The following is a 21,744-nucleotide window of genomic DNA, read 5'->3' on the forward strand; positions in this document are numbered from 1 at the left end:
GCTCCTCGGCGTCTGACCGTGCACCGCGCGCCCGCCTCATGCGCCTCCGCCCCCTCACTCCTCCACCTTGTAGGCGTCGCGGAGCATCATGATGTTGTCCGGACGCGCGGGGATCCCGTGGACGTTCACGAGGCTCATCCGCATCCAGTCCGCTCCCCACAGGTAGCAGTACGGAGTGAGCTCCGCGAGCTTGAGAGAGACCTCCCGGTACCGCTCCTTCCGCTGTGCGGGGTCCGGCTCCGCCGCAGCCGCCAGCATGAGACCGTCGAGCTCCTCGTCGGCCACGAGGTTGAAGTTGGAGCTGGGTGCGTCCGGTGTGGCCAGCGCGCTGTTGAACCAGCGGTTGACGTTGCCGTCCGGGTCCATCGCCCCGCGCCAGCGGTAGAGCATCGCGTCGAAGTCGTGGCTGAAGGCGTCGTCCACCAGGGTGGGCTGATCCGTGGGCCGCAGGCGCGCGTCGATGCCCACGGCACCCCACTGCGACTCGAGGGCCTGGGCGGCCCGGGTGTTGTCGGGACTCGAGGTGAGCTGCAGGTCGAAGGAGAGCCCGCCCAGCTCCTCGACGAGCCGCCGCGCCCCTTCCTCATCATGCCGGGCGTACCCCTCGACCTCGCCCATGTCCCAGGTGCTCCCGGTGGGGAACGGCGACTCCTGCCCGGTGAGCCTGTCGCCCCCGTAGAGCGCGTCGTCCATGAGTTCCGGGTCGATCGCCATGCACGCGGCCCGGCGGGCGTCCGGATCGCTGAGCGGACGCCCCTCGGCGGTGTTGAACATGACGAAGCTCGATCCTGCCGCGCCCTGCGGGTCCAGGCGGATGGAGGGGTCCAGCTCCGCATCGCTCACCCAGTTGTAGGCGACGTTGTCCGCCACGTCGATGGAGGTGGACGCGAGGCTGGAGTAGCGGGAGTCGGAGTCCGCGATCACCCGGAACTCCACTCCGTCGAGGTAGGGCCGCTCCGGATCGCGGTAGCCGTCCCAGGCCTTCACCCGCACCGAGCTGTCCGCCACCTCGCTCACCAGCTCGAACGGTCCCGTCCCCACCGGTCTGGCACCCAGGTCCCCGCCCGTCTCCTCGATCGCCCGGGGCGAGGCCATCATGCCCGGAGCGGAGGCGAGCACGGCCACGGGGAATCCCGCGTGCGGACGGTTGAGCTCGAACTCCACCGTGGAGGCGTCCACCGCGCGGACGTCCTCGAGCACCCCCATCTCGCCCAGGCAGGAGCAGCCGTTGGCCGGATCGCGCATCCGGTCCACGTTCGTCACGACGGCGTCCGCGTCGAACTCCTCCCCATCCTGGAACTCGATGCCCTCCTGCAGGGAGACGGCGTAGGTGAGCCCGTCGTCGCTCACCTCGTAGCCCGTCGCCAGGTTGGGGATGAGCTCGCCCTCGGCATCGAGGTCGAAGAGCTGCTCGTACATGGTCAGCAGCACGCTGTAGCTGACGTACGTGGTCGCCCGCAGCGGATCCAGGGAGACCCAGCTGGCCTCCACGCCCACGCTGAGCGTGCCGCCGGGCCGCGGCTGCGCGTCCGGATCGTCCGGGACGACGGCCGCGCCGCAGCCCGCCAGGACCAGCGCCGTCGCCGCGGCGGCCAGACCCCGCAGAACCCGCAGACCACGCCCGAGGCCCCTCCTCCGTTCACGCATCTCGCACCTCCCTGCGCGCCTGTGCATTCCGTGCCTCTGCCTCGGGCGCCTCCGCCTCGGCCACCGATGCCGTCCCGTTCTTCAGCCCTGTCCCGCTCCCCCGCACGGGTCCGCTGCCTGCACGGATCGGCCCGGCGTCCTCGGCTGCGGAAGACCTGTCGCCCGCGCCCTGCCCGGCACTCCCGGCGGCAGGCTGCGGATCGAAGAAGCCGAAGAACTCGATCACCTCGGCCTCCTCGCCCCGGACCGCCGCCCGGCCGCCCGCGAGAGCGTCCGCCCACCCGAGCTCCCCGGTCACGAGCTCCGCCCAGGTCCGCGCGTCCAGGGACACCACGGCGTCCGGCGCGTAGGGGTGGCGGTTCACGTCCGCGACGAACTCGCAGACGGACTTCCGCAGGTGCAGGCCCGCCCGGGTGTCCCGGTCCGTGAGGTCGAGGACGAGGAAGCGTTCGGTCTCCCCGCTCCGGGAGGGGTCGAGCCGCACGCGCAGGTGGTCGATGTGCATCTGCGGCGGGGCGCGCAGCACATCTCCCACGGTCCAGGGCTCGGACGGCGGGATGCTCACCTTCCCCTCCAGCTCGCGGGCGTGCGTGAGGTAGAAGTGGCGGGCGATGGACCCGCCCGCCCTCTGCCCCAGCTCGCGCAGCGTCGCGGCCTTGAGGTCCCGGTGCGACTGGTTCTCCGGATCCGCGTCGACCAGGTGTCCCGCGAGGGTCGCCGCCCACGAGGCCTCACCGCGTTCCAGGGCCTCCGCCACGGCCTCCCGCACGCGCGCCGGGCCGCCGAACCCCTCCACGATCCGCGCACCCGCGAGCGCGCGCGGCGGCGGGTTGATGTGCTCGGGCCGGCCGTCGTACCAGCCCAGCACCCGTTCGTAGATGTAGGGAGGCTGGTACTGGGTCTCCCCGTAGCCGTCCCGGTTGTGCCGCTGCGAGGCCAGGTGCTCCGGCAGCCGCACGAAGCGGCGCAGCTCGTCCGGTCCCATGCCGGCCAGGATCCCGCGGACGGACTGGTCGTAGGTGAAGGCGATCGCATCCGCGTAGCCCTCCAGCGTCCGCCGGATCCGCTCGCGGCCGGAGTGGGGCCGGGAGTGGGTGCTGAGGAGGTGCTCCGGCTGGAGGTCGCGCAGCTGGAGGACGCCGTCGCGCCAGGAGCGGGGGTCCCGGAAGCCGGTGCCCCGCAGCGCGTAGAAGTTGGGGATCGTGGGCCACAGGAAGTTGTTGAGCGCCACACCCAGGTCCGGCATCCAGACGGTGAGCGTGTCGTCCGAGTCCGTCCAGTGCTCCGTGAAGAACTGCATGCGGACACCCGCGATCGTCCGCTCCTCCCCGTCCCGGACGGGCGCGCTCACGGGCACCGTCCCGCGCGGTGTCTGCGCGGGATAGGTGGCGCCCACCGGGGCGTCCGGCCCCTCCTCCGGCAGGTACGAGGCGAACTGGAAGCGGAAGCGGCGTGCCAGCGCCGGTGCCGCTTCCGGGAAGTCCATCGCGTCGCGGCCCAGGGCGAGGTTCTCGTTGACGCGCGGGTGGCCCAGCACCGGCGCCTCGGTGCCCGTGTTGCCTGCACCGCCCGCATCCGAGGCCGCCTCGTCCAGGAACGCCTGCGTGCCGTGCGCGTAGTGGTTGTGGCTGTAGATCACGGCGGCGACGGGCTTGTCCGTGACGGTCCGGAGCGCGGCGAGCGCACGCCTGCCGTCGGCGAGGTCCACGCCGGTGTCGTAGACGATCACACCGTCCTCGCCTTCGATGAAGGTGCGGTTGACGATGGATCCGCCCACGTAGGTGTGCACGCCCGGTGCCACCGTGAGGAGCCTGGGCTCCGTGTTGGAGCGCGGCTTCTCCCCGATCAGTTCCGCCGCCGCGACGGCACCATTCGGTGCCCGCCGGGTCTCCGGGTGCCCGCAGTCGAAGCGGTCCGTCCCGGTGCCTCCCTCTTGGATTCGATCCGTGCGTGTCATCGTGCACCGCTCCCGTCCGTACCGGTCTGAATGTCCCGCGCCCGCCGCGAATGGCAGGCGACGAAGTGCCCGGGGCTCACCTCGTGCAGGGGCGCATGCGCCTGCGCGCACTCCTCCCGTGCCCAGAGGCAGTCGGCCCCCAGCGGTTCCCCGGCCTCCCGCAGCAGCGCCTCGCGCAGCACGGAGACCGGGACGCCGCGCGCGAGGCCGGCCCGGCTCCCGCCCGACGGCGCGCCACCGCCCTCGCCCGACGCCTCGTCGCCGACCGCATCTGCGCCGACAGCGGCCCCGTGCGCATCCCCGCTCGCCGCGGCCCAGCTCCCCCGGTCCCGGACGACCCGGGGCACGGCCTCGAGCAGCGAGCGCGTGTAGGGGTGCACGGGAGCGGCGCAAACGCTCTCGCTCGGTCCGATCTCCACGAGCCGCCCGCGGAACATCACCCCCACGCGATCGCTGATGTGGCGGACCACCGCGAGGTCGTGGGCGATGAAGAGGTAGGTGAGGCCCAGCTCCCGGCCCAGCCGTTCGAACAGCTCGAGCACCTGCGCCTGGATGGTGACGTCGAGGCTGGAGACGGACTCGTCGCAGATGAGCAGCTTGGGGCCGAGCGCCAGCGCACGGGCGATGCCCACGCGCTGGGCCTGGCCGCCGGAGAGCTGCCGCGGGGTGCGGTCCGCGAACCGGGCGGGGTCGAGGCCCACGAGCTCCAGGAGCTCCTCGACCTTCCGCGTCCTCTCCCGGGCCGTGCCCACGCCGTTGACCCTGAGCGGCTCCGCGACGACGTCGCGCACCTTCCAGCCGGGGTTGAGGGAGGAGAAGGGATCCTGGAAGACCATCTGCATCTCGGTGCGGGCACGCCGCAGCGCCGCGCCGGAGAGGCCGGCGAGGTCCGTGTCCTCGAAGCGCACGGAGCCCGCCGTGGGAGCCGGCGCCTGCAGGATGGCGCGGGCGGTGGTGGACTTGCCGCTGCCGCTCTCCCCCACGATGCTCAGGGTCTCCCCGCGGAGCACGTCGAAGGAGACCCCGTCCAGCGCCCGGACCTTCCCGCCGCCGGGACCGCCCACCGTGAACTCCTGTTCGAGGCCCGCGCCGGAGAGGAGCACGTCACGGTGCTCGGCGGACTCGCGGGTGCGCGCGGTGTCCGTGTCCACCACGGAGTCGAGCAGGTGCTGCGTGTACTCCTCCTGCGGTGCGGAGAGCACCCGGCTCGCCGGACCGCTCTCCACCACCCGTCCGCCCTGCATGACGCAGAGGGTGTCCGCGTAGTTGGAGGCGAGCGCGATGTCGTGGGTGATGAGCATGAGGGCCATGCCGAACTCGCTCTGCAGGTCCTGGACGAGGTCGAGGATCTGCTTCTGCGTCGTGACGTCCAGCGCGGTGGTGGGCTCGTCCGCGATGAGCAGGTCCGGTCCGCAGCTCAGCGCCAGGGCGATCATCACGCGCTGGCGCATGCCGCCGGAGAGCTGGTGCGGGTACTCGTCCACGCGCCGGGCGGGCTCCGTGAGCCGGACCGCCTCGAGCATCTCGACGGCACGGGCGCGCAGCGCCGCTCCCTCGAGGTCCGTGTGGAGGCGCAGGGCCTCCTCGATCTGCTTCCCGATCTTCATCGTGGGGTTGAGCGAGCGCATGGGGTCCTGGAACACCATCGAGATGCGCGAGCCGCGCACGGCGCCCCACTCCGCCTCCGTGAGGCCCACGAGGCTGCGGCCGCCCAGCGTGATCGTGCCCGCCGTGATCCGTCCCGGCGGGGTCGAGAGGCCCAGTACGGTCCGTGCGGTCACGGACTTGCCGGAGCCGGACTCGCCCACCACCGCGAGCGTCTCCCGCGGCCGCACGGCGAAGGAGACGTCGTCCACCGCCGTGACGGTGCCGCGCGGACCATCGAACACCACCTGCAGGTCTTCGACCACGAGCAGCGGCTCGTCAGTGCGCCCGCCCGCCTGCGCGCTCCCGGCCGCCGGGGCACTGCTGCGGTGGCCGGGCCCATGCCCGTCCGCACGCCCGTCTCCGGCCCCGGCGGCCCCGGCGGCCTCGTGCAGAACGCTCATCGCGCGCTCCCTTCGCTGTCCATCCGCTGCCGTATGCCGTCCGCGAGCAGGTTGAGCGAGACGACAGTGAGGAACAGGAGGAAGCCGGGCACCAGCACCAGCTGCGGTGCCGAGGACAGGTCCGTCTTGCCGTCGGCCATCATGTTCCCCCAGGTGGGTGTGGGCGGTTCGATCCCGAGGCCCAGGAAGCTCAGCGAGGCCTCGGTGATGATCGCGATGCCGCAGATGGTGAGGCCGTACGTGAGCAGGGAGCCGATCACCCGCGGCACCACGTGGCGCACGAGGATGTGGCCCGCCCGCGCACCGGCCAGGCGGGCGCTGAGGATGAAGTCCCGCTCCCTCACCGCCAGCGCCCCGGCCCGTGCGATGCGGGCGTAGGAGGGGATCGAGTAGAACGCGATCGCGACGATGAGGTTGGGGATGCTGGGGCCCAGGTACGTCGCCACCACCAGGGCGAGGACGAGGGAGGGGAAGGCGAGGAAGATGTCCAGCACGCGCATGAGCACCGCGTCGACGGCGCCGCCCAGGTACCCGGCGACGATGCCGATCACGCCGCCCACCGCCAGGCCCACGAGCACGGAGCCGAGGCCGATGAGGATGGAGATCTGACCTCCGTGGAGGGAGCGGGACAGGAGGTCCCTGCCCAGGGCGTCGGTCCCCAGCAGGTGGCCTGCGGAGAACAGCCCCATCCGGGGCTCGCCGTCACCGCCGTTGAAGACCCCGAGGTCCGGATCAGGGACGAAGGGCAGCACGGGAGCCAGCAGGCAGGCGAGCACCAGCACCGCGAGGAGTGCGGCCGGGACCGCGATCTCGAACACGGATCCGCGGAACCGCCGCGGCCCGGCGGAGGAGGCCGGGCCCGAGGCCGTGCCGGGGACGGCCCCGGCCGGAGCCGTCGCGGTGAGGTCCGGAGCGGAACCGAACCCGGCCTCGGCGACGGCGCTGTTCGCGTCCTGCTCCCCCGAGGCCGCACCCGCGCTGCGCGTCCGGGCGGCTGAGCTGTCACTGGGCTGTGCGCGCATGGCGGATCCTCGGGTCGAGCGCCGCGTACAGCACGTCCACGGCGAAGTTGATGAGTACGAATGCGACGGCGATGACGACCACCGCGCCCTGGACCACCATGAAGTCCCGCTGGTAGATCGCGTCGACCATGAGCTTGCCCAGCCCCGGGACCGCGAAGAGGGTCTCCACGATCACCGCACCGCCCAGCAGCGCGCCCATGTTGATGCCCACCACCGTGATGAGCGGGAAGACGGAGTTGCGCAGCACGTGCTTCCACGTGACCGCGTTCCGCGACACGCCCTTCGCCCGGGCCGTGGTCACGTACTCCTCCTGCGTGAGCTGGGTGACGAGGTCCGCGCGGAGCACGCGGAAGTACATGGCGTAGAGGGCGAAGGCGAGGGTGAGCGCGGGCAGGAGTGCCGAGCGCGCGTTCATGAGCGGATTCTCCGTGAACGGGATCCAGCCCGTGGCCGGCAGTCCGAAGGGGACGGCGACGACGAGGACGAGGATCATGCCCACGAGGAACGGCGGGCTCGCCACGCCGGCGAAGGCGGTCAGGCCCAGCGCGCGGTCCAGGGCGGAGCCGGGACGGCCCGCCGCCAGCACGGCGACGGGGACCGCGACGACCAGGGCGATGAGCTGTGCCAGCACCATGATCTCCACGGAGGCCGGCAGCCGCTGGAGGAGCAGCGCGGAGACCGGTTCGCCGGAGCCCGCGGACATCCCCAGGTCACCGCCGAGCGCCGCGACCAGCCAGTGCCAGTAGCGGACGAGGAGAGGCTGATCCAGGCCCAGCTGCTCCCGGAGCGCGGCGGTGGCCTCCGGAGTGGCGCCCTCTCCCAGGATCGCCAGCGCCGGGTCGCCGGGCAGCAGGTTGAGGAGCATGAAGGTGAGGAAGCTGACTCCGATCAGGACCGGGACCAGCTGGAGCAGGCGTCTGCCCAGCATTCGACCCATGCGGTACTCCTTCGCAGCGCGGGAGGCGCGGGCCGGGGCTGCGCGGACGCAACGTCCTCGTTGCGGCGCCCGCCGGCCTCCCACGCCATCGGGTGACGCCGCTCACGCTAGCCGCGGTTTGATGCAACGTCAACGACTTTTATCGTTCCGTCAACCTTGGGCAGACGCGGGCGAAGTGGGGAAGAGTGGTGATTCCGCAGGTCAGCGCATCATTCCGGCGTACTGTCCCGACCGGTGAGGAGACGCTCCACGAGCGTCTGCATTCGCCCGTCCAGGTCCCGCACGCCCACTCCGAACTCCGCGGCGAGCGGCTTCCGTGCGATCACATAGCCCATCAGGAGCGACTGCAGGAGGGCGTGCACCGCCACGGTGTCGAGGTCGTCCGGGATGTTCCCGGCGGCCTGGTCGTACTTGAGGTCCCGCTGCGTCTGCTCACGGCGGGGCATGAGACGGACCTTCGTCTGCCCGTCGAGCAGGAGCAGCACCACGAGGCGGAGCTGCTCCGCGTTCCTGATCGTCTGCTTGAAGAGACGGTCGATGCGGTTGACGAGACCCAGCTCCTCCCCACGGCTCCAGTACGCCGCGGACCGCCGCTCGCCGTTGCGGCGCAGCGCAGAGCGCAGGAGCTCGCCGCGGGAGCCGAAGTAGTGGTAGACGAGGCCGCGGTTGATGCCCGCGAGGTCGGCCACCTCCCGGAGGTTCAGCCCCGCGAGCACCCCGTCCTTCCGGAGGAGCTCCAGCGCCGCCTGTTCGAGCTTCCTGTCCGCGGCCTCGTCGCCGTCCGCCGCGCCCCTGCTTCTCCGTGACATGGCTGGACGGTATCACTGCCGCTCAGGCCTGCGGTGCCGGCCGCTCAGCCGGGCAGCGCCCCGGCCCGGGCCCGCACCTCGGCGAGCACCTCCTCCGTGTGCTGGCCGAGGGCGGGCACCTCCCCGCCGTCACCGTCGCGAGGGCGGTGCGTGGTGGTGAACGGCAGCCCGGGCATGCGGTACTCGGCACCGTCGGAGTCACGGCAGCGGGCGAAGATCCCGCCGGCGCGCACGTCCTCGGCCTCGAGCACCTGCGCGTAGTCGCGGATCGCGCCGGAGACGATGCCCAGTGCGCTGAGCTCCTCCACGACCGCCTCCGAGGTCCGAGCGGCGAAGTACGGCGCGAGAGCGGCCAGCAGCGCCGGGCGGTGCGCCACCCGGGAAGGATTGTCCGCGAAGCGCGGGTCCTCGAGCAGCTCCGGCACCCCCGCGTGGCGGCACAGTGTCGCGAACTTGTCGTCCGTGTAGGCCGAGACCACCACCGAGCCGTCCGCCGTCGTGAAGTGATCCGCTCCCGGCGCCGCACCCGGCTGGCCGTTGCCGCGGCGGGTGGGCATGTCGCCGGTGAGCCCGTACTCGCCCCAGTTCACCCGCTGCAGGTCCACGGCCGTGTCCAGCAGGGAGACCGTGACCTCATCGCCTTCGCCGGTGCGCTCGCGGTGGAAGAGCGCGGCGAGGATGCCCTGGACGAGCGCGGCGGCGGAGACGTGGTCGACGATGGGAGCGCCCACACGCTGCGCCTGGCGGCCGGCCTCGCCGGTGACGGACATGAGCCCGGACTCCGCCTGCGCGGCGATGTCGAGTCCCGGACGGGTCCTGGACGGACCGCTGGTGCCGAATCCTGTGACCGAGGCGAGGATGACGCCGGCGTTCACGGACCGCAGGACGTCCGCCCCCAGCCCCAGGCGCTCCATGACGCCGGGGCGCATGTTGTGGATGACGACGTCCGCCGCCGCGACGAGGTCCAGTGCCGCCTGCCGCTGCTCCGGCTCGCGGAGGTTGAGCGCCACGGAGCGCTTGCGGCGGTTGTAGCCGCGGATGATCGCGGCGCCGTACGAACCGACGCCGCGCGCCTGGTCGCCCGCGGGAGTCTCCACCTTGATGACGTCCGCCCCCAGGTCCGCCAGGGTCTGCCCGGCGCCGGGTGCGGCGATGAAATGGCCGAAGTCCACGACCGTGATGCCGTGCAGCGGACCGCTGCGACGCTCCGGCTCCCGGCTGCCCATGTCTGTGCTCACTCTGCGCTCCTCCTCGAACGGCGGCACTCTCCGGGTGCACGCTACTGAAGGGGCGGCAGGGGATACCATCGAGGCGGATCACAGGGACGTGCAGGGGAATCTGTGATGCGTCACAGAGGAGCGGCGGATGCAGACCATCGGAGACGACCAGTCCTCGGACGCTCTCGCCGGGGCCGCGGACCGGCTGCGGCGGGCGGTGCCCGCGCTGGCCCGGCGGACGATCGCCCTCTACGTGGAGGGCGCGGAGAGGTACACGGGCACGGACGTCCCCCACCACCTCGAGCGCGAGAGCACGCAGACGGTGCGGACGATCATGCGCGCGTGCATCGCTCCCTCACGGAGACCCGGCCGCCGCTCGAACCCGCGATCACCGAGGCCGCCGCGCTCACCGTCGACAGGGTCGCCGACGACCTGCCGCTCGAGGAGTACATGCGCTGCTGGCAGTTGTCGTACACCGTGCTCGCCGAGGCCGCGGCGGCGGAGATCCGGGAGCCGGCGCTCGTCCTGCACGCCGTCACCCGGATGCGCGAGGCCTTCGACCTCATGGCGCGCAAGGTCGCGGACGCCTTCGCGGTCGCCGCCCGGGACGCCGCCGCGGCGGACTCCCGCCAGGACGCGGAGGTCATCGAGGCCCTGTGGACGGGCCGCGGCTGGACCTTCGCGGAGCCGGACGCGGTCCCCTCAGCACCCCTCGTGACGCACCTGCACCTGGGACCGGCCCCGGGCGAGGACGCCGCCGCCCACCGCGACCGCTCCATCGCCCGGCACCGCAAGGTCCGGCAGGTGCGGGCGCAGCTGCGCCGCGACTTCGCCGATGTCTGGCTCATGGACCTCCGGGCGCGGACCGGACGGATCGTCTCCTGGTCCCATCGGGAGGGGCTGGGCGACGCCGAGGCCGCGGCACGGACGCTGCGCACGCTCCGCGAGGTGACCGGTGCGGAGGGGACGACGGCGTCCGAGCCCGCGCACGGCCTCGGCGACGTGCCCCGCGCCGCCCGCGTGAGCGCGGCGGCCCTGGAGACGGGGCTGCGGCTGGGCCGCACCGGGGTGCCCCTCACGATGGACGACCTCGCGCTCGACCACCACCTCGGGCACGGCAGCCTCGCCCTGCCCTCCCTCCTGGAGCGGAGCCGTCCCGCGCTCTCGCGGCCGGAGCTGCGCGAGACTGTGCGCAGCTTCATCGACCACAATCTCGACAGGCGTGCGACCGCGCGGGCGCTCCACGTGCATCCCAACACGGTGGACAACCGGCTCGCCCGAGTCGCCCAGCTCACCGGACTGGACGCGCACCGCACGCGCGATCTGCTCACGCTCGCCGTCGCAGCGCTCGCGGGGGACGCGCCCGAGGCCTCGGGCGCGGAGGAGGCGGGCTCCCGCGCACTGTGATCCGTCACAGTTCCACCGCCGGCCGGTTGTCACCCGCGCTCATTGTCCGGCCTGCTCCCCGCACATAGCGTCAGGACCGTGCTCCGCCGGTCGCCGCTGACCGGCCCGGTCGCCGGAGGCCGGCAACGCCTCACATCTGCTTCGAAGGAGAAGACGTGTCCGAGATTCTCGAGTACGCCGACCGCGCCTGGCGCGGCGAGGAGTCCCTCCGCGCCTATCACGCCGGTGAGTGCCGGAAGGAGGGGCTCGCCGAACTCGGCGAGAACCTGTACATGTGGCCGGCGTTCGGCAACGTGTACGTGCTGCGGACCTCGCAGGGGCTCTTCCTCTACGACACGGGCGACCGCAGGACGGCCGAGGAGCTGTTCGCCGCCGTGCGCGCGCTGACGCCGGACCGCGTGCACACCGCCGTGTACTCGCACGGGCACCTCGACCACGCCTTCGGCATGCGTCCGTTCGACGAGGAGGCGCGGCAGAACGGCTGGACCCAGCCCACCGTGCTGGCACAGGAGAACCTGGTGCCGCGCTTCGACCGCTACCGGCGCACGCACGGCTACAACGAGTCGATCAACCGGCGGCAGTTCCAGACACCGGGCTTCCGCTGGCCCGGCGAGTACCGGTACCCGGACGTCACCTACCGCGACCAGGCCACCCTGGACCTGGGCGGGGAGCACATCGAGCTCCATCACGCCAAGGGGGAGACGGACGACTGCACGATCGCCTGGATCCCGGAGCGGAAGGTGCTGTTCTCCGGGGACTTCTTCATCTGGTCGAGCCCCAATGCGGGCAATCCGCAGAAGGTCCAGCGCTTCGCCCTCGAGTGGGCCCAGACGCTGCGCTGGATGGCCGGGCTGGGTGCGGAGATGCTGCTGCCCGGCCACGGGCTGCCGGTCGTGGGTGCGGAGCGCATCCGGGAGACGCTGGGGAACGCGGCGGAGCTGCTGGAGGCGATCTACGGCACCACGGTGGACATGATGAATGAGGGTGCCACGCTGGACGAGATCCTGCGGACGGTGAGGACGCCGGAGCACCTGCTGGAGAAGCCGTACCTGCGGCCCTCCTACGACGAGCCGGAGTTCGTGGTGCGCAATCTCTGGCGCCTCTACGGCGGCTGGTACGACGGGAACCCCGCGCATCTCAAGCCCTCGCCGCAGGCGGAGCTCGCCGCGGAGCTCGCCTCCCTGGCCGGCGGGGCGGAGAAGCTGGCGCGGCGTGCGCAGGAGCTCGCGGAAGCGGGCAGCCACAGGCTCGCGGGCGAGCTGGTGCAGTTCGCCGCGGACGCCTCCCCGGTCCCGGAGATCCACGAGGCTCGGGCGGACGTGTTCTCGCAGATGGAGAAGGCGGCGACGTCCACGATGGCCAAGGGCATCTATGCCTGGGCCGTGGTGGAGTCCCAGGCCGCGATCGCGGGCACGGACCCCGTCGCGGAGCTGCGGACCCGGACCGCCGGGCGCATGCGCTGGTCCGTCTGAGCCGGCGTGTGCCGCAGCCCGGGGACCGGCTGCGGCACACGCCCGAGGGCACGCCCGCGCCCAGAGGGGACGGGCGACGAGACTGCGTGCGCGGCAGGCAGGAGCGCACGGGAACTGCACGAGGAATGAGCGGATGAGGACAAGTCCCAGGAATCGAGGACGTCGCAGGATGCTCGGCGCAGCGGCGCTGACAGGCACCGCCGCACTGGTGCTGAGCGCATGCGCGGGAAGCATCGGCGGCGGCAGCGGCGGTGCCGGAGGCGGTGAGGGCTTCGAGTACGGAGCCTCCCAGGAGGAGGTGGACGCGGTCCTCGAGGGGCTGGAACCGGTGACGCTCACCTTCCAGCCGGGGGCGGCCTCGGCGGAATCGATCATGAGTCCGGCGGCGACGGAGATCGCGGACCGCATCGAGGAGCGCTCCGGCGGCATGATCACGGTGGACCTCGTGTGGGGGCAGGCGGTGGCCGGCTACGACACCGTGCAGGATGCGCTGGCCGACGGCCGGCTGGACCTGGCGAACACGCTGCCCGGGTACAGCCCGGCAGAATTCGCCGCCTTCGACGACCTCTCGACCACCACTGCGATGCTGCCCTCCTCCCCGTTCGCGGGCGAGTTCATCGCCTACGCCGTGTACAGCGACCTGGGTTGGGAGAACCAGGAGATCCTGGGCTCCTTCGACGCGGCCGGACTGGTGCCGCTCACGCCCTTCGCCACCACCGCCGGCAACTACACCACGTGCCGGGAGCCGCTGGCCTCGGCCGCCGACTGGCAGGGACGCCAGGTCCGGGTGGGCACGACCGCGCAGGACACGCAGGTCTCCGGACTCGGAGCGGTGCCCGTCTCCATGGAGTACACGGAGATGTTCGAGGCGCTGGAGCGCGGCACCGTGGACTGCAATGTGGGCCCCAGCCCCGCCACGGCGGAGAGCGGCGTGCTGGAGGTCGCTCCGGAGCTGGGCTTCACGACCACCACCAGCTTCCCCCGGACGGCGACGACGGTGATGGCCGGGAGCAGGTTCGAGGAGCTGCCGCTGGCCTACCAGCAGATCATCTTCGACAGTGCAGGACTGGGCGGAGGCGGATTCGTGCAGAGCTACACGGACTCCGCGGCCGAGCTGGTGCGCCAGTCCAAGGAGCACGGAGGCGAAGTGCGGCCGCTGTCCGAGGACACGCAGTCCCGGCTGCACACACTCTCCGAGGAGCTCACCGCGGAGGCTGTGTCCGGCGGACGGCTGGGCGAGGACTTCGAGGAGCGGCTGGCGGAGGGCATCGAGTCCTGGACGGCGAAGGTCGAGGAGCTGGGGCTGGCGGATTCCGGGGACATGGCGGACTTCGACGAGTGGTACGCGGAGGCGGACTACGCCGAGTTCGCCCGGGCGGTCTACGAGTCCGGGGCGGCACTGGAGCACCGCCCGGGAGCGTGAGGGGCGCTTTCCACCTGTCGCCGGGCCTCCCCTCGCGTGGTCAGCTTCCCGCACATCCAGCCGTCCTTCCTATCCTTCCATCCTGGACTGATCGCTTTCCCTCGCCGAGGTCGCTGGGTTGGCTGGGGAAAGCGATCAGTCGGCGAGCGCCGCCCGGGTCCCCACGGCCAGGAACTCCGGCATCCACACCCGCTCCCAGTCGCTCACCTCCTGGGCCAGGTTGCCGGTGCGGACCGGCAGGGTCCGGGCGAACCAGTAGGTGCCCACGCCGTCGCGCTCCATGAGGCCGTAGTCCACGAGCTCACGACGCAGGTAGGCGACGTCCTCGTGCGCCGTGCGGAGAACGGCGCCCACCTGCGTCTCCGTGTACGTGAGCGCCGGATCGAACCGCCGCAGCATCTCGAGGGCGACGGCGAGCTGGGTGCGCCGCTTCGCGGGGATCCGGAGCAGTCGCGCACGGGGGTCGCCGTCCTCGAAGAACGGGCGGATGCGCCTGAGATGGTCCGCGTATGCGCGGTCCCTGTCGATCTGCAGTGCGGCGAGCGCCGTGGTGTAGTTCTCCCCCGTGCGCTCCATCCGGCTGCGGACGAGCTTCTTGAAATCGCTGTTGTGCGTCATGTGGATCCGTCTCGCGCCGCGAGCAGCCCCAGCATGCCGCGACGCTGTCTCACATGCGAGGCGTCGGCATCCGGCGGGGAGCACGAGCTCCGGCCACGTGATCCGAGGATGTGCTCCCCTTCGCCTGTGCACCCGGGCTGGGGCCGAGGTGCGGGCTGGGCGGCGGATCTGCGCCAGGCACAGAGATTCACACACGACGAGGTACGTTGTCAACAGCACCGGGCAGGCGGTGGGGAGGTGCCCGGGCCGCAGCGCTCGTGCAGCACGCCGGGAGACGTCCCCCGGGCAGGAGGGAGAACCGTGACCGACCTGAACCGCTACCTGGAGGCCCTCCTCGTCGCCAATGATCCGACTCAGGCGATGCAGGCGGCGGTGCACCAGGTGCGCAGGACGTTCGGCTGCGACGTCTCGTGGACGGGGCTGGTCGAGGACGGCTGCCTGCGCATGGGGACCGCCTCCGGGCTGCGCACGCCGGAGATGTCCGCGGTGTGGCGGCTGGAGGTCGGCTCCGGCATCGGCGGCCGCGCCGCCCTCCTCGGCCGCCCGCACAAGAGCAGCGACTACCAGCACGACGCGCGGCGCGTGCCCGCCAAGCGCGTCATCGACAACGAAGGCATCGTCACCGTGCTGGTGGTGCCCCTTCTCTCCGCGGACCGCACGCTGGGCGTGCTCTACGCGGCGTGCCGCCGGCCGCGAGCATGGGCGGACGAGGACGTCGGGCAGCTGGAGACGATCGGCCGCTACCTCGCGGTGCGGCTGGAACAGCTGGACGTCGACGGTCGCGCGGAGGCAGAGGCGCGCAGCCATCGCGAACGAGCCGATGCCGCCTCCGCCGCGCTGCGCTCGGCCGCCGATCTGGCGCACGGCCTCATGGGAGCCGATCGGATCGAGGAGGCCGTCCAGACAGCCTCGACCGCCCTGGACGTGCGGATCGAGCTCCGGGACGAGGGCGGCCGCCTGCTCCACTCCGGCGGACGGCAGGGAGGCCGCACCCTGCTGTCCGGCGAGCTGGAGCCCGGGGGCAGCCTCCGGCTCGCCCTCCTCTCCGCGGACGCCCACCGGTCCGCGGACGAACCCGCCCTGCGCCTGGCGTACGAGGTGCTCCGCTCCCAGCTGCTGCGCCTCGGCGAGCGCGAACGGACGACGGAGCGCCTCCGCGGGGATCTGTTCGACCAGCTCGTCACCGGCAGGCTGGCGGACGGCGAAGGTCTCGTCCGGCGGCTCGCGCTCATCGGCATGAGCGGGCTCGCACGGGGCGCGCGGGTCCTGGTGGCGGGGAGCCGCGGGCCGGGCGGCCAGGTCTCGGCCCGCTTCGCCGAGGAGTTCCGCACCACGTTCACCCGCAGCCTGCTGCAGCGGCGCGGCGACCGCCTCGCAGCACTGGTCGAGCTCCCCACGGCACCGGAGGGCAGGACGCGACAGCAGCTCGCGGAGCTGCTCGCACGCGAGCGCCTCCGGTCGCCGGGGGCCGGCGCGGTGATCGGGATCGGCCGTGCGTGCGGAGGTCTGGGCGACATCTCCATGTCCTACGACGAGGCGCGCGCCGCCTGCGAGGTGGGGCTGAGCGGGGACCACCACTCCGAGGACGGGGTGGTGAGCGCGCGGAACCTCGGCCTGCAGGGGCTCGCCAGTCTGCCGCTCGCACAGCTGGAGACCACCGTCGCAGACACCCTCGGACCGCTGCGCGAACTCGACGAGCAGCGCGGCACCCAGCACCTCGCCACGGCGCGCGCCTACCTGGGCAACGACCGGCATCTGCCCAGGACCGCGGCCGAGCTGCGGGTGCACTACAACACGGTGCGCAACCGGGTCGCCCAGATCGAGCGACTGCTGGGGGTCGATTTCGACGACGTGGACGACCGCTTCCGCATAGAGACCGCTCTGCGCATGGAATCGGTGGTGCGGGCGCTCTCGCACCGCCCCGCCGGGACTGTCATGCCGTGACACCCAAATGCTGCAAGTCTGGCACGCCATGCCCTGGGAAGGCGTGCAACAGTACGACACTCTGACTTCTCCAGTGGCCTCGGCGACGAGGATCTCGAAGAAGAGGAGGGACGGATGACGGCACTCGAGGTGACGAGGGAGCTCGTGTTCCCCGCGTTGGAGAGGCACGGGTCTCGCCCCGCCGTCGTCGCCGACGGCGTCACGTGGAGCTACGACGAACTCCGCGAGTCCGCGCTGCGCCTGGCCTCCGTGCTCATGGACGCGGGAGTCCGCGCCGGGGATCCGGTCGCGATCGTGCGGGAGAACAGCGCCCGGTACCTGATCGCCGATCTCGCGATCATCGCCGTCGGCGGCGCCAAGGTGCCGGTGAACATGATGCTCTCCGACGAGGAGGTCGCCCACATCCTCCACGACTCCCGGGCGAAGGTCGTCCTCGCCTCGGAGACCAGGCTGCGCGCCGTCGAGCGTGCGCGGGGCCTCGGCGCGGACCCGGTCCTTCTCACGGACGCGCAGCTGCCCGCCGGGGTCACCCAGGAGCCCGGCACCGGCGAGGACGTTCCGACACTGGCCGACCTGCCTCCGGTCGAGGCCGGGGACCGCGCTCTGATCATGTACACGGGAGGGACCACCGGCCGGCCCAAGGGAGTCGTGCATCATCAGCGCGGAGTCACCGCGAATCTCCTCTCCCACGTGATCGAGACGGAGATCACCGCGCAGGACAGGCTGCTCCTCACCTCGCCGCTGCCGCACAGCGCGGGCGTCCTCGCGCAGACGGGCCTGCTGCAGGGTGCGGTCATCCACGTCGAGGCGGGCTTCGACATGGACCTCGTGCTGGAGAGGATCGAGAAGGACCGGGTGAGCTACCTGTTCATGGTGCCCACCATGATCTACCGGATGCTCGACGAGGTCGCGGCCCGCCCGGCGTTCGACTCGAGCTCGCTCCGCACCGTCCTCTACGGGGCCTCGCCCATCACGGAGGCACGGCTGCGCCAGGGTCTCGACCTGTTCGGACCGGTGTTCATGCAGCTCTTCGGCCAGACCGAGGCGCCCAACTTCCTCACGCGCCTGCGCCGCGAGGACCACTCGGCGGACCGGTCCCCCGCGCGTCTGAGAAGCTGCGGGCAGAGCGTCCTCATGGCGCAGATCCGCACCGTGCGCAGCGACGGCTCGGACTGCGCGCCGGGCGAGGTGGGTGAGGTCCTCGGCCGCGCCCCCTACGTGATGGAGGAGTACCTGGGGAAGCCCGAGGCGACTGCCGCGGCGCTGCGCGACGGCTGGCTCTGCACGGGCGACCTGGGGTACCTGGACGAGGAGGGCTATCTCTTCCTGGTCGACCGCAAGAAGGACATGATCATCACCGGCGGCCTGAACGTCTATGCCGGCGAGGTGGAGCAGGCCCTCGCGAGCCTGGACGACGTCAAGGAAGCCGCCGTCGTGGGCGTCCCCCACCCGGACTGGGGCGAGGCCGTGGTCGCCTTCGTCGTGCCCGCGACGCCCGACGCCACGGAGGAGAGGATCGCCCGGGCGGCCCGCGCACTTCTCTCCGGCTACAAGCGTCCCAAAGAGGTGGTGCTCCGCGAGGAGCTGCCCGTCACGGCAGTGGGCAAGGTGGACAAGAAGCAGCTCCGCCTGCACACGGACGGCTAGAGAGGCGCATGCGGCCCGGCCCGCTGCTCGTCCGCCGCCACGACTCACGCATCATTCCGACGACACCATACAGAGGAACACTCATGTCACAGGAGACAGGCGCTGCGCAGAAGCAGCGCTTCATGGACCGGTATCTCGCGTGGTTCCTGCGCTGGATGCCGGATTCCTTCGTCATCTGCCTCGCGCTCACGCTCATCGTCGGGCTGCTGGCATTCTTCCTCACGGGCACGCCCGTGTGGTCCCCCGACCAGGAGACGACCTCGCTCGTCTCCGCATGGACCGGCTCCTTCTGGGACCTGCTCGCCTTCACCATGCAGATGACCGTGCTGCTGGCCACGGGCAACGCCGTCGCCACCTCGCCGCCGGCCAAGCTGCTGCTCTCCCGGATCGCGAGCCTCCCCCGGACCCGCGCCCAGATGATCGTCCTGGGCAGCGTGGTCGCGGCGGCACTGGGCTTCATCCACTGGGGCCTGGGGATGATGGGCGGCATCGTCATGGGCAAGGAGCTGCTCGCCCAGGCGAAGCGCAAGGGGATCAGGATGCATGCGCCCATCCTCGTGGCCACCCTCTTCATGGCTCTGCTGCCTGGCTCCGCGGGCATGTCCGGTGCCGCGGTCCTCTACGCGGCCACACCCGACTATCTGCGCGACCTCGTGCCGGACACCCACACCGAGGCGACTCCGGTCTCCGTGCCCCTCACGGACTCCGTGCTCCGCCTGGACTACGGCCTCCTCCTCGTGGTGTGCCTGTTCATCGGCATCGTCTTCATGCTGCTCATGCATCCCAAGGACCCCGCCAAGATGAAGCAGGTGGACCCGGCCGTGCTCGAATCCGCGGAGTCCGACACCGCCGTCGAGCGGACCACTCCCGCGCAGAAGGCGAATGCGAGCCGCTGGATCATGTACGTGATCGGCGGTGTGGGGCTGGTGTACAGCGTCCTGCACATCGCCTCCGTGGGTGCCGCAGGGCTCGACCTCAACTCCTACAACTTCCTCTTCCTCGCGCTGGGGATGGTCCTGTGCGCGAACTGGGGGCCGGAGTACTACGCCGGACTGGTGCGCGAGGGCATCGCGGGCACCTGGGGATTCATCCTCCAGTTCCCGTTCTACGCGGGCATCTTCGGACTGATCAGCGCCACCGGCCTGGGCGTGGTCATCTCGCACGCATTCACGGCGATCTCGACGGCGACGACCTGGCCGGTGATCGCGTTCCTGTACTCCGGGCTCCTGAACATCGCGGTGCCCTCCGGCGGGTCCAAGTTCGTCATCGAGGCCCCGTACATCATCCCCACGACCCTGGACCTCGACGCGGATCTGGGACTGATCATGCAGGCGTACCAGATGGGCGACGGCGTCACGAACCTCATCATCCCGTTCTTCGCACTGCCGTACCTGGCCAACTACAAGCTCAAGTTCAGCGAGGTGGTGGGATACACCGTGCCGCCGGTCCTCCTCATGCTGGCGGTCGTGTGCCTGTACCTCTTCGGCATGGCCGCGCTCCTGTAGGCCGGCTCAGCTCTCCGGGATCTCGATGGTGCCGTCCTCGCGCGCGGGCATGCCGGGCGCGTAGGCCGCCTCCCACAGGTGACCGTCGGGATCCGCGAAGTAGCCGGAGTAGCCGCCCCAGTCCGCGCGGGTCGCGGGCTTCACCAGCCGGGCGCCTGCGGCGACCGCTTCCGCGAGCGCGTCGTCGACCTCGTCCTCGCTCGCGAAGTTCAGCGCCAGCGTCACACCGCGGTACGCGGGTGCGGGCGTGCTCTCCAGCCCCGCGTCCGCGGCGAGCGCATCATGGCCGAACAGGCCGATCCATGTGCCCGCCGTACGGAACCAGGTGATGCCCAGGGACTCGTCGCCGCGCTGCGTCCAGCCGAGGCGGCGGTAGAACGCTGCGGACGCGCTCACGTCCGCGACTCCCAGGGTGACGATGGAGAAGTGAGCGGGGACGGGCATGGGGGTCTCCTCTGCGGCTGAGGTGGTGCGGCGCTGACGGGCACGGCGCTGACGCCGGGCACCGCACCTCACGCCCTCAGTATGTGGGACGGACCCGCAGCGGCACAGCCCCTGACGAGCGTGAACCCTCAGCCCGCTTCCGGACGGCAGAGCAGCGAGACCGGATCGACGGCCCGGAGCCCCGGGTCCACCTCCTTGACCGCCCGCAGCAGCGCCTCACTGCGCTCCTCTCCCAGGCAGTCCCCCGTGAGCTCCCGGAACTTGTCGTCGGAGAACTCCTGGGTCATGGGATTGGGTGCCGAACCCACGGAATCCTCGACGAACACATGCTCTGAGCTGCCGTCGCGGAACGTCAGGGTGATGTCGCCGACCATCTTGGTGGGATACCGCTCCGTGAGCCGGGGATCGGCCTCGATGCGCACCCGGTTCGCCATCGCGGCGATCTCGCCGCCCTCGCCGAGGTCCAGCTCGCCATTCATGTACGCGTTGTGGGTGGCGTATCCGTTCCCCCCTGCCCAGCACGGACAGCGCGAACTGGAAGGGCAGGCTGTACTGCAGCTGCTCGATCCGCGTGGGGTTGTAGGCATTCGCGTTCCGATTGCCGATCACCACGTCGCCGCTGGGCTGGATGCGGAGATCGACCCGCTCGATCTGCTCCGCCCGGTCCGCGAAGCCGCGCGCGCCGTCGATGAATGCATGGTTGTACGCGCAGCAGCAGTACGGCTTGAAGAGCGGGTTCGCGATCTCGAACGGCTTGTCGAGGGAGAAACGCGCAGCCTCCGCATCAGGCACCTCGCGGCCCACATAGGTGAGGAAGAATCCCTTCCCGCCGGTGAGGAAGGCCGTGGGTCCGGTGAGCCCGCCGGCGGCCATGCCTGCGGCGAGCATGCCGTTGCGCGTGCCGATGCCGGCATGGACGCGCTTGATCGAGCCGCCGGAGGACGTGCACTCGGTCGCGCCCGAGGCATGGCTGTAGGCGATCGCCAGCGCGTGGATCGTGGTCTCGAGGTCGAAGCCGCGCATCTTCGCCACGACGGCGGCCGCACCGAAGTTCGAGAGGATCGCATGCGGGTGGAAGCCGCGCGAGAGGATGTCCGGAGCAGCCAGCGTGCCGATCCTGGTGTAGACCTCGTAGCCTGCGACCATGTCTTCGAGCACCTGGCTCATGTCGGCATCGAGCTCCTCGCCCAGGGCGAGCGCAGCGGGGATGACGCAGCTGCCCGGGTGGCTCAGGCTGGGCGCGTGCGCATCGTCGTACTCGAACCCGTGGCCGTAGGCGCCGTTGACGAACGCGGCGTCCGCGGCATCCATCCTGTCGCCGGTGAGCGCCGTCCGGGAGCTCCCCGGCACGTGCCGGTTCCGCGCGACCTCCAGGACAGCCCGGCTCCAGGGCAGGGTGGAGCTTCCCACCTGCAGGCCCAGCTGATCCTGGAGAAGCCTCCGGGCGCCTTCGAGCGCCTCCGGCGAGAGGACGTCGTACGTGAGGTCGACCACCAAGCGGGCCACGGCCTCTTCCACTGGGGGAAGCTTTTCCATGTGCTGCCTCTGCCTCATCGATGGGCCGCCTTCTGCAGCCTCTTCCTCGGGACCGGTCCGGCACTGCGGATGCAGGCGAACGTCGGCGCTCCCGCGGCGTCGCCGGACCGT

Annotated in this window: 16 protein-coding genes and 1 pseudogene; 6 read left to right on the top strand and 11 right to left on the bottom strand. The window is 71.5% G+C overall.

Features of this window, described 5'->3' with window-relative positions; translation table 11 throughout:
- Positions 1-54 precede the first annotated feature (54 nt).
- From ABD240_RS06075 to ABD240_RS06105, 7 genes are all read right to left on the bottom strand, one after another.
- Positions 55-1,647, bottom strand: a complete 1,593-nt coding sequence (locus ABD240_RS06075) for an ABC transporter substrate-binding protein (RefSeq protein WP_344336228.1) — start codon at positions 1,645-1,647, stop codon at positions 55-57.
- A complete protein-coding gene (locus tag ABD240_RS06080; protein WP_344336230.1) occupies positions 1,640-3,604 on the bottom strand; it encodes an alkyl sulfatase dimerization domain-containing protein in 1,965 nt (654 codons plus the stop codon). The genes ABD240_RS06075 and ABD240_RS06080 overlap by 8 nt, the downstream gene beginning before the upstream one ends.
- The gene (locus ABD240_RS06085; protein WP_344336233.1) at positions 3,601-5,652 is read right to left on the bottom strand and encodes an ABC transporter ATP-binding protein; all 2,052 of its coding nucleotides are present in this window, start codon (positions 5,650-5,652) and stop codon (positions 3,601-3,603) included. Before ABD240_RS06085 ends, ABD240_RS06080 begins: the two co-directional genes overlap by 4 nt.
- On the bottom strand, positions 5,649-6,674 hold the full coding sequence (locus ABD240_RS06090) for an ABC transporter permease (RefSeq protein WP_344336235.1): 1,026 nt from the start codon (positions 6,672-6,674) through the stop codon (positions 5,649-5,651). The genes ABD240_RS06085 and ABD240_RS06090 overlap by 4 nt, the downstream gene beginning before the upstream one ends.
- Positions 6,655-7,611, bottom strand: coding sequence for an ABC transporter permease (locus ABD240_RS06095; protein ID WP_291797105.1), 957 nt, complete (start codon positions 7,609-7,611; stop codon positions 6,655-6,657). The genes ABD240_RS06090 and ABD240_RS06095 overlap by 20 nt, the downstream gene beginning before the upstream one ends.
- Positions 7,612-7,820: 209 nt before the next feature.
- Positions 7,821-8,420 carry a TetR/AcrR family transcriptional regulator gene (locus ABD240_RS06100; RefSeq protein ID WP_344336239.1) on the bottom strand — a complete coding sequence of 200 codons (600 nt, stop codon included), beginning with the start codon at positions 8,418-8,420 and terminating at the stop codon, positions 7,821-7,823.
- A 44-nt stretch (positions 8,421-8,464) separates the two neighbouring features.
- Complete coding sequence (locus tag ABD240_RS06105) at positions 8,465-9,658, bottom strand: CaiB/BaiF CoA transferase family protein (RefSeq protein ID WP_344336241.1); 1,194 nt, start codon at positions 9,656-9,658, stop codon at positions 8,465-8,467.
- A 321-nt stretch (positions 9,659-9,979) separates the two neighbouring features.
- Here ABD240_RS06105 and ABD240_RS06110 point away from each other — a divergent pair, with 321 nt between their 5' ends.
- From ABD240_RS06110 to dctP, 3 genes are all read left to right on the top strand, one after another.
- Complete coding sequence (locus ABD240_RS06110) at positions 9,980-11,044, top strand: PucR family transcriptional regulator (protein ID WP_344336243.1); 1,065 nt, start codon at positions 9,980-9,982, stop codon at positions 11,042-11,044.
- A 155-nt stretch (positions 11,045-11,199) separates the two neighbouring features.
- Entirely contained in the window at positions 11,200-12,516 is a 1,317-nt protein-coding gene (locus tag ABD240_RS06115) for an alkyl sulfatase dimerization domain-containing protein (RefSeq protein ID WP_344336246.1), read from the top strand.
- A gap of 169 nt (positions 12,517-12,685) precedes the next feature.
- The gene (dctP, locus tag ABD240_RS06120; protein ID WP_344336248.1) at positions 12,686-13,939 is read left to right on the top strand and encodes a TRAP transporter substrate-binding protein DctP; all 1,254 of its coding nucleotides are present in this window, start codon (positions 12,686-12,688) and stop codon (positions 13,937-13,939) included.
- 135 nt (positions 13,940-14,074) lie between these two features.
- Here the strand turns inward: dctP and ABD240_RS06125 are convergent, their stop codons facing one another.
- Positions 14,075-14,557, bottom strand: coding sequence for a DUF2087 domain-containing protein (locus ABD240_RS06125; RefSeq protein ID WP_291797085.1), 483 nt, complete (start codon positions 14,555-14,557; stop codon positions 14,075-14,077).
- A gap of 300 nt (positions 14,558-14,857) precedes the next feature.
- Here ABD240_RS06125 and ABD240_RS06130 point away from each other — a divergent pair, with 300 nt between their 5' ends.
- From ABD240_RS06130 to ABD240_RS06140, 3 genes are all read left to right on the top strand, one after another.
- Positions 14,858-16,501 carry a helix-turn-helix domain-containing protein gene (locus tag ABD240_RS06130; protein ID WP_291797083.1) on the top strand — a complete coding sequence of 548 codons (1,644 nt, stop codon included), beginning with the start codon at positions 14,858-14,860 and terminating at the stop codon, positions 16,499-16,501.
- Positions 16,502-16,615: 114 nt separating this feature from the next.
- Positions 16,616-18,148, top strand: coding sequence for a class I adenylate-forming enzyme family protein (locus ABD240_RS06135; RefSeq protein WP_344336252.1), 1,533 nt, complete (start codon positions 16,616-16,618; stop codon positions 18,146-18,148).
- 83 nt (positions 18,149-18,231) lie between these two features.
- A complete protein-coding gene (locus ABD240_RS06140) occupies positions 18,232-19,653 on the top strand; it encodes a TIGR00366 family protein (protein WP_291797079.1) in 1,422 nt (473 codons plus the stop codon).
- Positions 19,654-19,659: 6 nt separating this feature from the next.
- Here ABD240_RS06140 and ABD240_RS06145 read toward each other — a convergent pair whose 3' ends face one another.
- From ABD240_RS06145 to ABD240_RS17105, 3 genes and pseudogenes are all read right to left on the bottom strand, one after another.
- Positions 19,660-20,097, bottom strand: coding sequence for a VOC family protein (locus ABD240_RS06145; RefSeq protein ID WP_291797076.1), 438 nt, complete (start codon positions 20,095-20,097; stop codon positions 19,660-19,662).
- Positions 20,098-20,225: 128 nt separating this feature from the next.
- Positions 20,226-20,684 carry a hypothetical protein gene (locus ABD240_RS17100; RefSeq protein WP_425547001.1) on the bottom strand — a complete coding sequence of 153 codons (459 nt, stop codon included), beginning with the start codon at positions 20,682-20,684 and terminating at the stop codon, positions 20,226-20,228.
- A gap of 217 nt (positions 20,685-20,901) precedes the next feature.
- Positions 20,902-21,651: pseudogene (locus ABD240_RS17105) on the bottom strand (MmgE/PrpD family protein); the annotation flags it as partial.
- Positions 21,652-21,744 lie beyond the last annotated feature (93 nt).

The sequence above is a fragment of the Brevibacterium salitolerans genome, from assembly GCF_039531405.1.
GTDB classification, from domain to species: domain Bacteria; phylum Actinomycetota; class Actinomycetes; order Actinomycetales; family Brevibacteriaceae; genus Brevibacterium; species Brevibacterium salitolerans.

Bases quoted from the DNA above. Each gene is read 5' to 3' on its own strand.
- ABD240_RS06075 (WP_344336228.1), bottom strand. From the start codon at position 1,647: ATGCGTGAACGGAGGAGGGGCCTCGGGCGTGGTCTGCGGGTTCTGCGG.
- ABD240_RS06080 (WP_344336230.1), bottom strand. From the start codon at position 3,604: ATGACACGCACGGATCGAATCCAAGAGGGAGGCACCGGGACGGACCGC.
- ABD240_RS06085 (WP_344336233.1), bottom strand. From the start codon at position 5,652: ATGAGCGTTCTGCACGAGGCCGCCGGGGCCGCCGGGGCCGGAGACGGG.
- ABD240_RS06090 (WP_344336235.1), bottom strand. From the start codon at position 6,674: ATGCGCGCACAGCCCAGTGACAGCTCAGCCGCCCGGACGCGCAGCGCG.
- ABD240_RS06095 (WP_291797105.1), bottom strand. From the start codon at position 7,611: ATGGGTCGAATGCTGGGCAGACGCCTGCTCCAGCTGGTCCCGGTCCTG.
- ABD240_RS06100 (WP_344336239.1), bottom strand. From the start codon at position 8,420: ATGTCACGGAGAAGCAGGGGCGCGGCGGACGGCGACGAGGCCGCGGAC.
- dctP (WP_344336248.1), top strand. From the start codon at position 12,686: ATGCTCGGCGCAGCGGCGCTGACAGGCACCGCCGCACTGGTGCTGAGC.
- ABD240_RS06125 (WP_291797085.1), bottom strand. From the start codon at position 14,557: ATGACGCACAACAGCGATTTCAAGAAGCTCGTCCGCAGCCGGATGGAG.
- ABD240_RS06135 (WP_344336252.1), top strand. From the start codon at position 16,616: ATGACGGCACTCGAGGTGACGAGGGAGCTCGTGTTCCCCGCGTTGGAG.
- ABD240_RS06140 (WP_291797079.1), top strand. From the start codon at position 18,232: ATGTCACAGGAGACAGGCGCTGCGCAGAAGCAGCGCTTCATGGACCGG.
- ABD240_RS06145 (WP_291797076.1), bottom strand. From the start codon at position 20,097: ATGCCCGTCCCCGCTCACTTCTCCATCGTCACCCTGGGAGTCGCGGAC.
- ABD240_RS17100 (WP_425547001.1), bottom strand. From the start codon at position 20,684: ATGCCTACAACCCCACGCGGATCGAGCAGCTGCAGTACAGCCTGCCCT.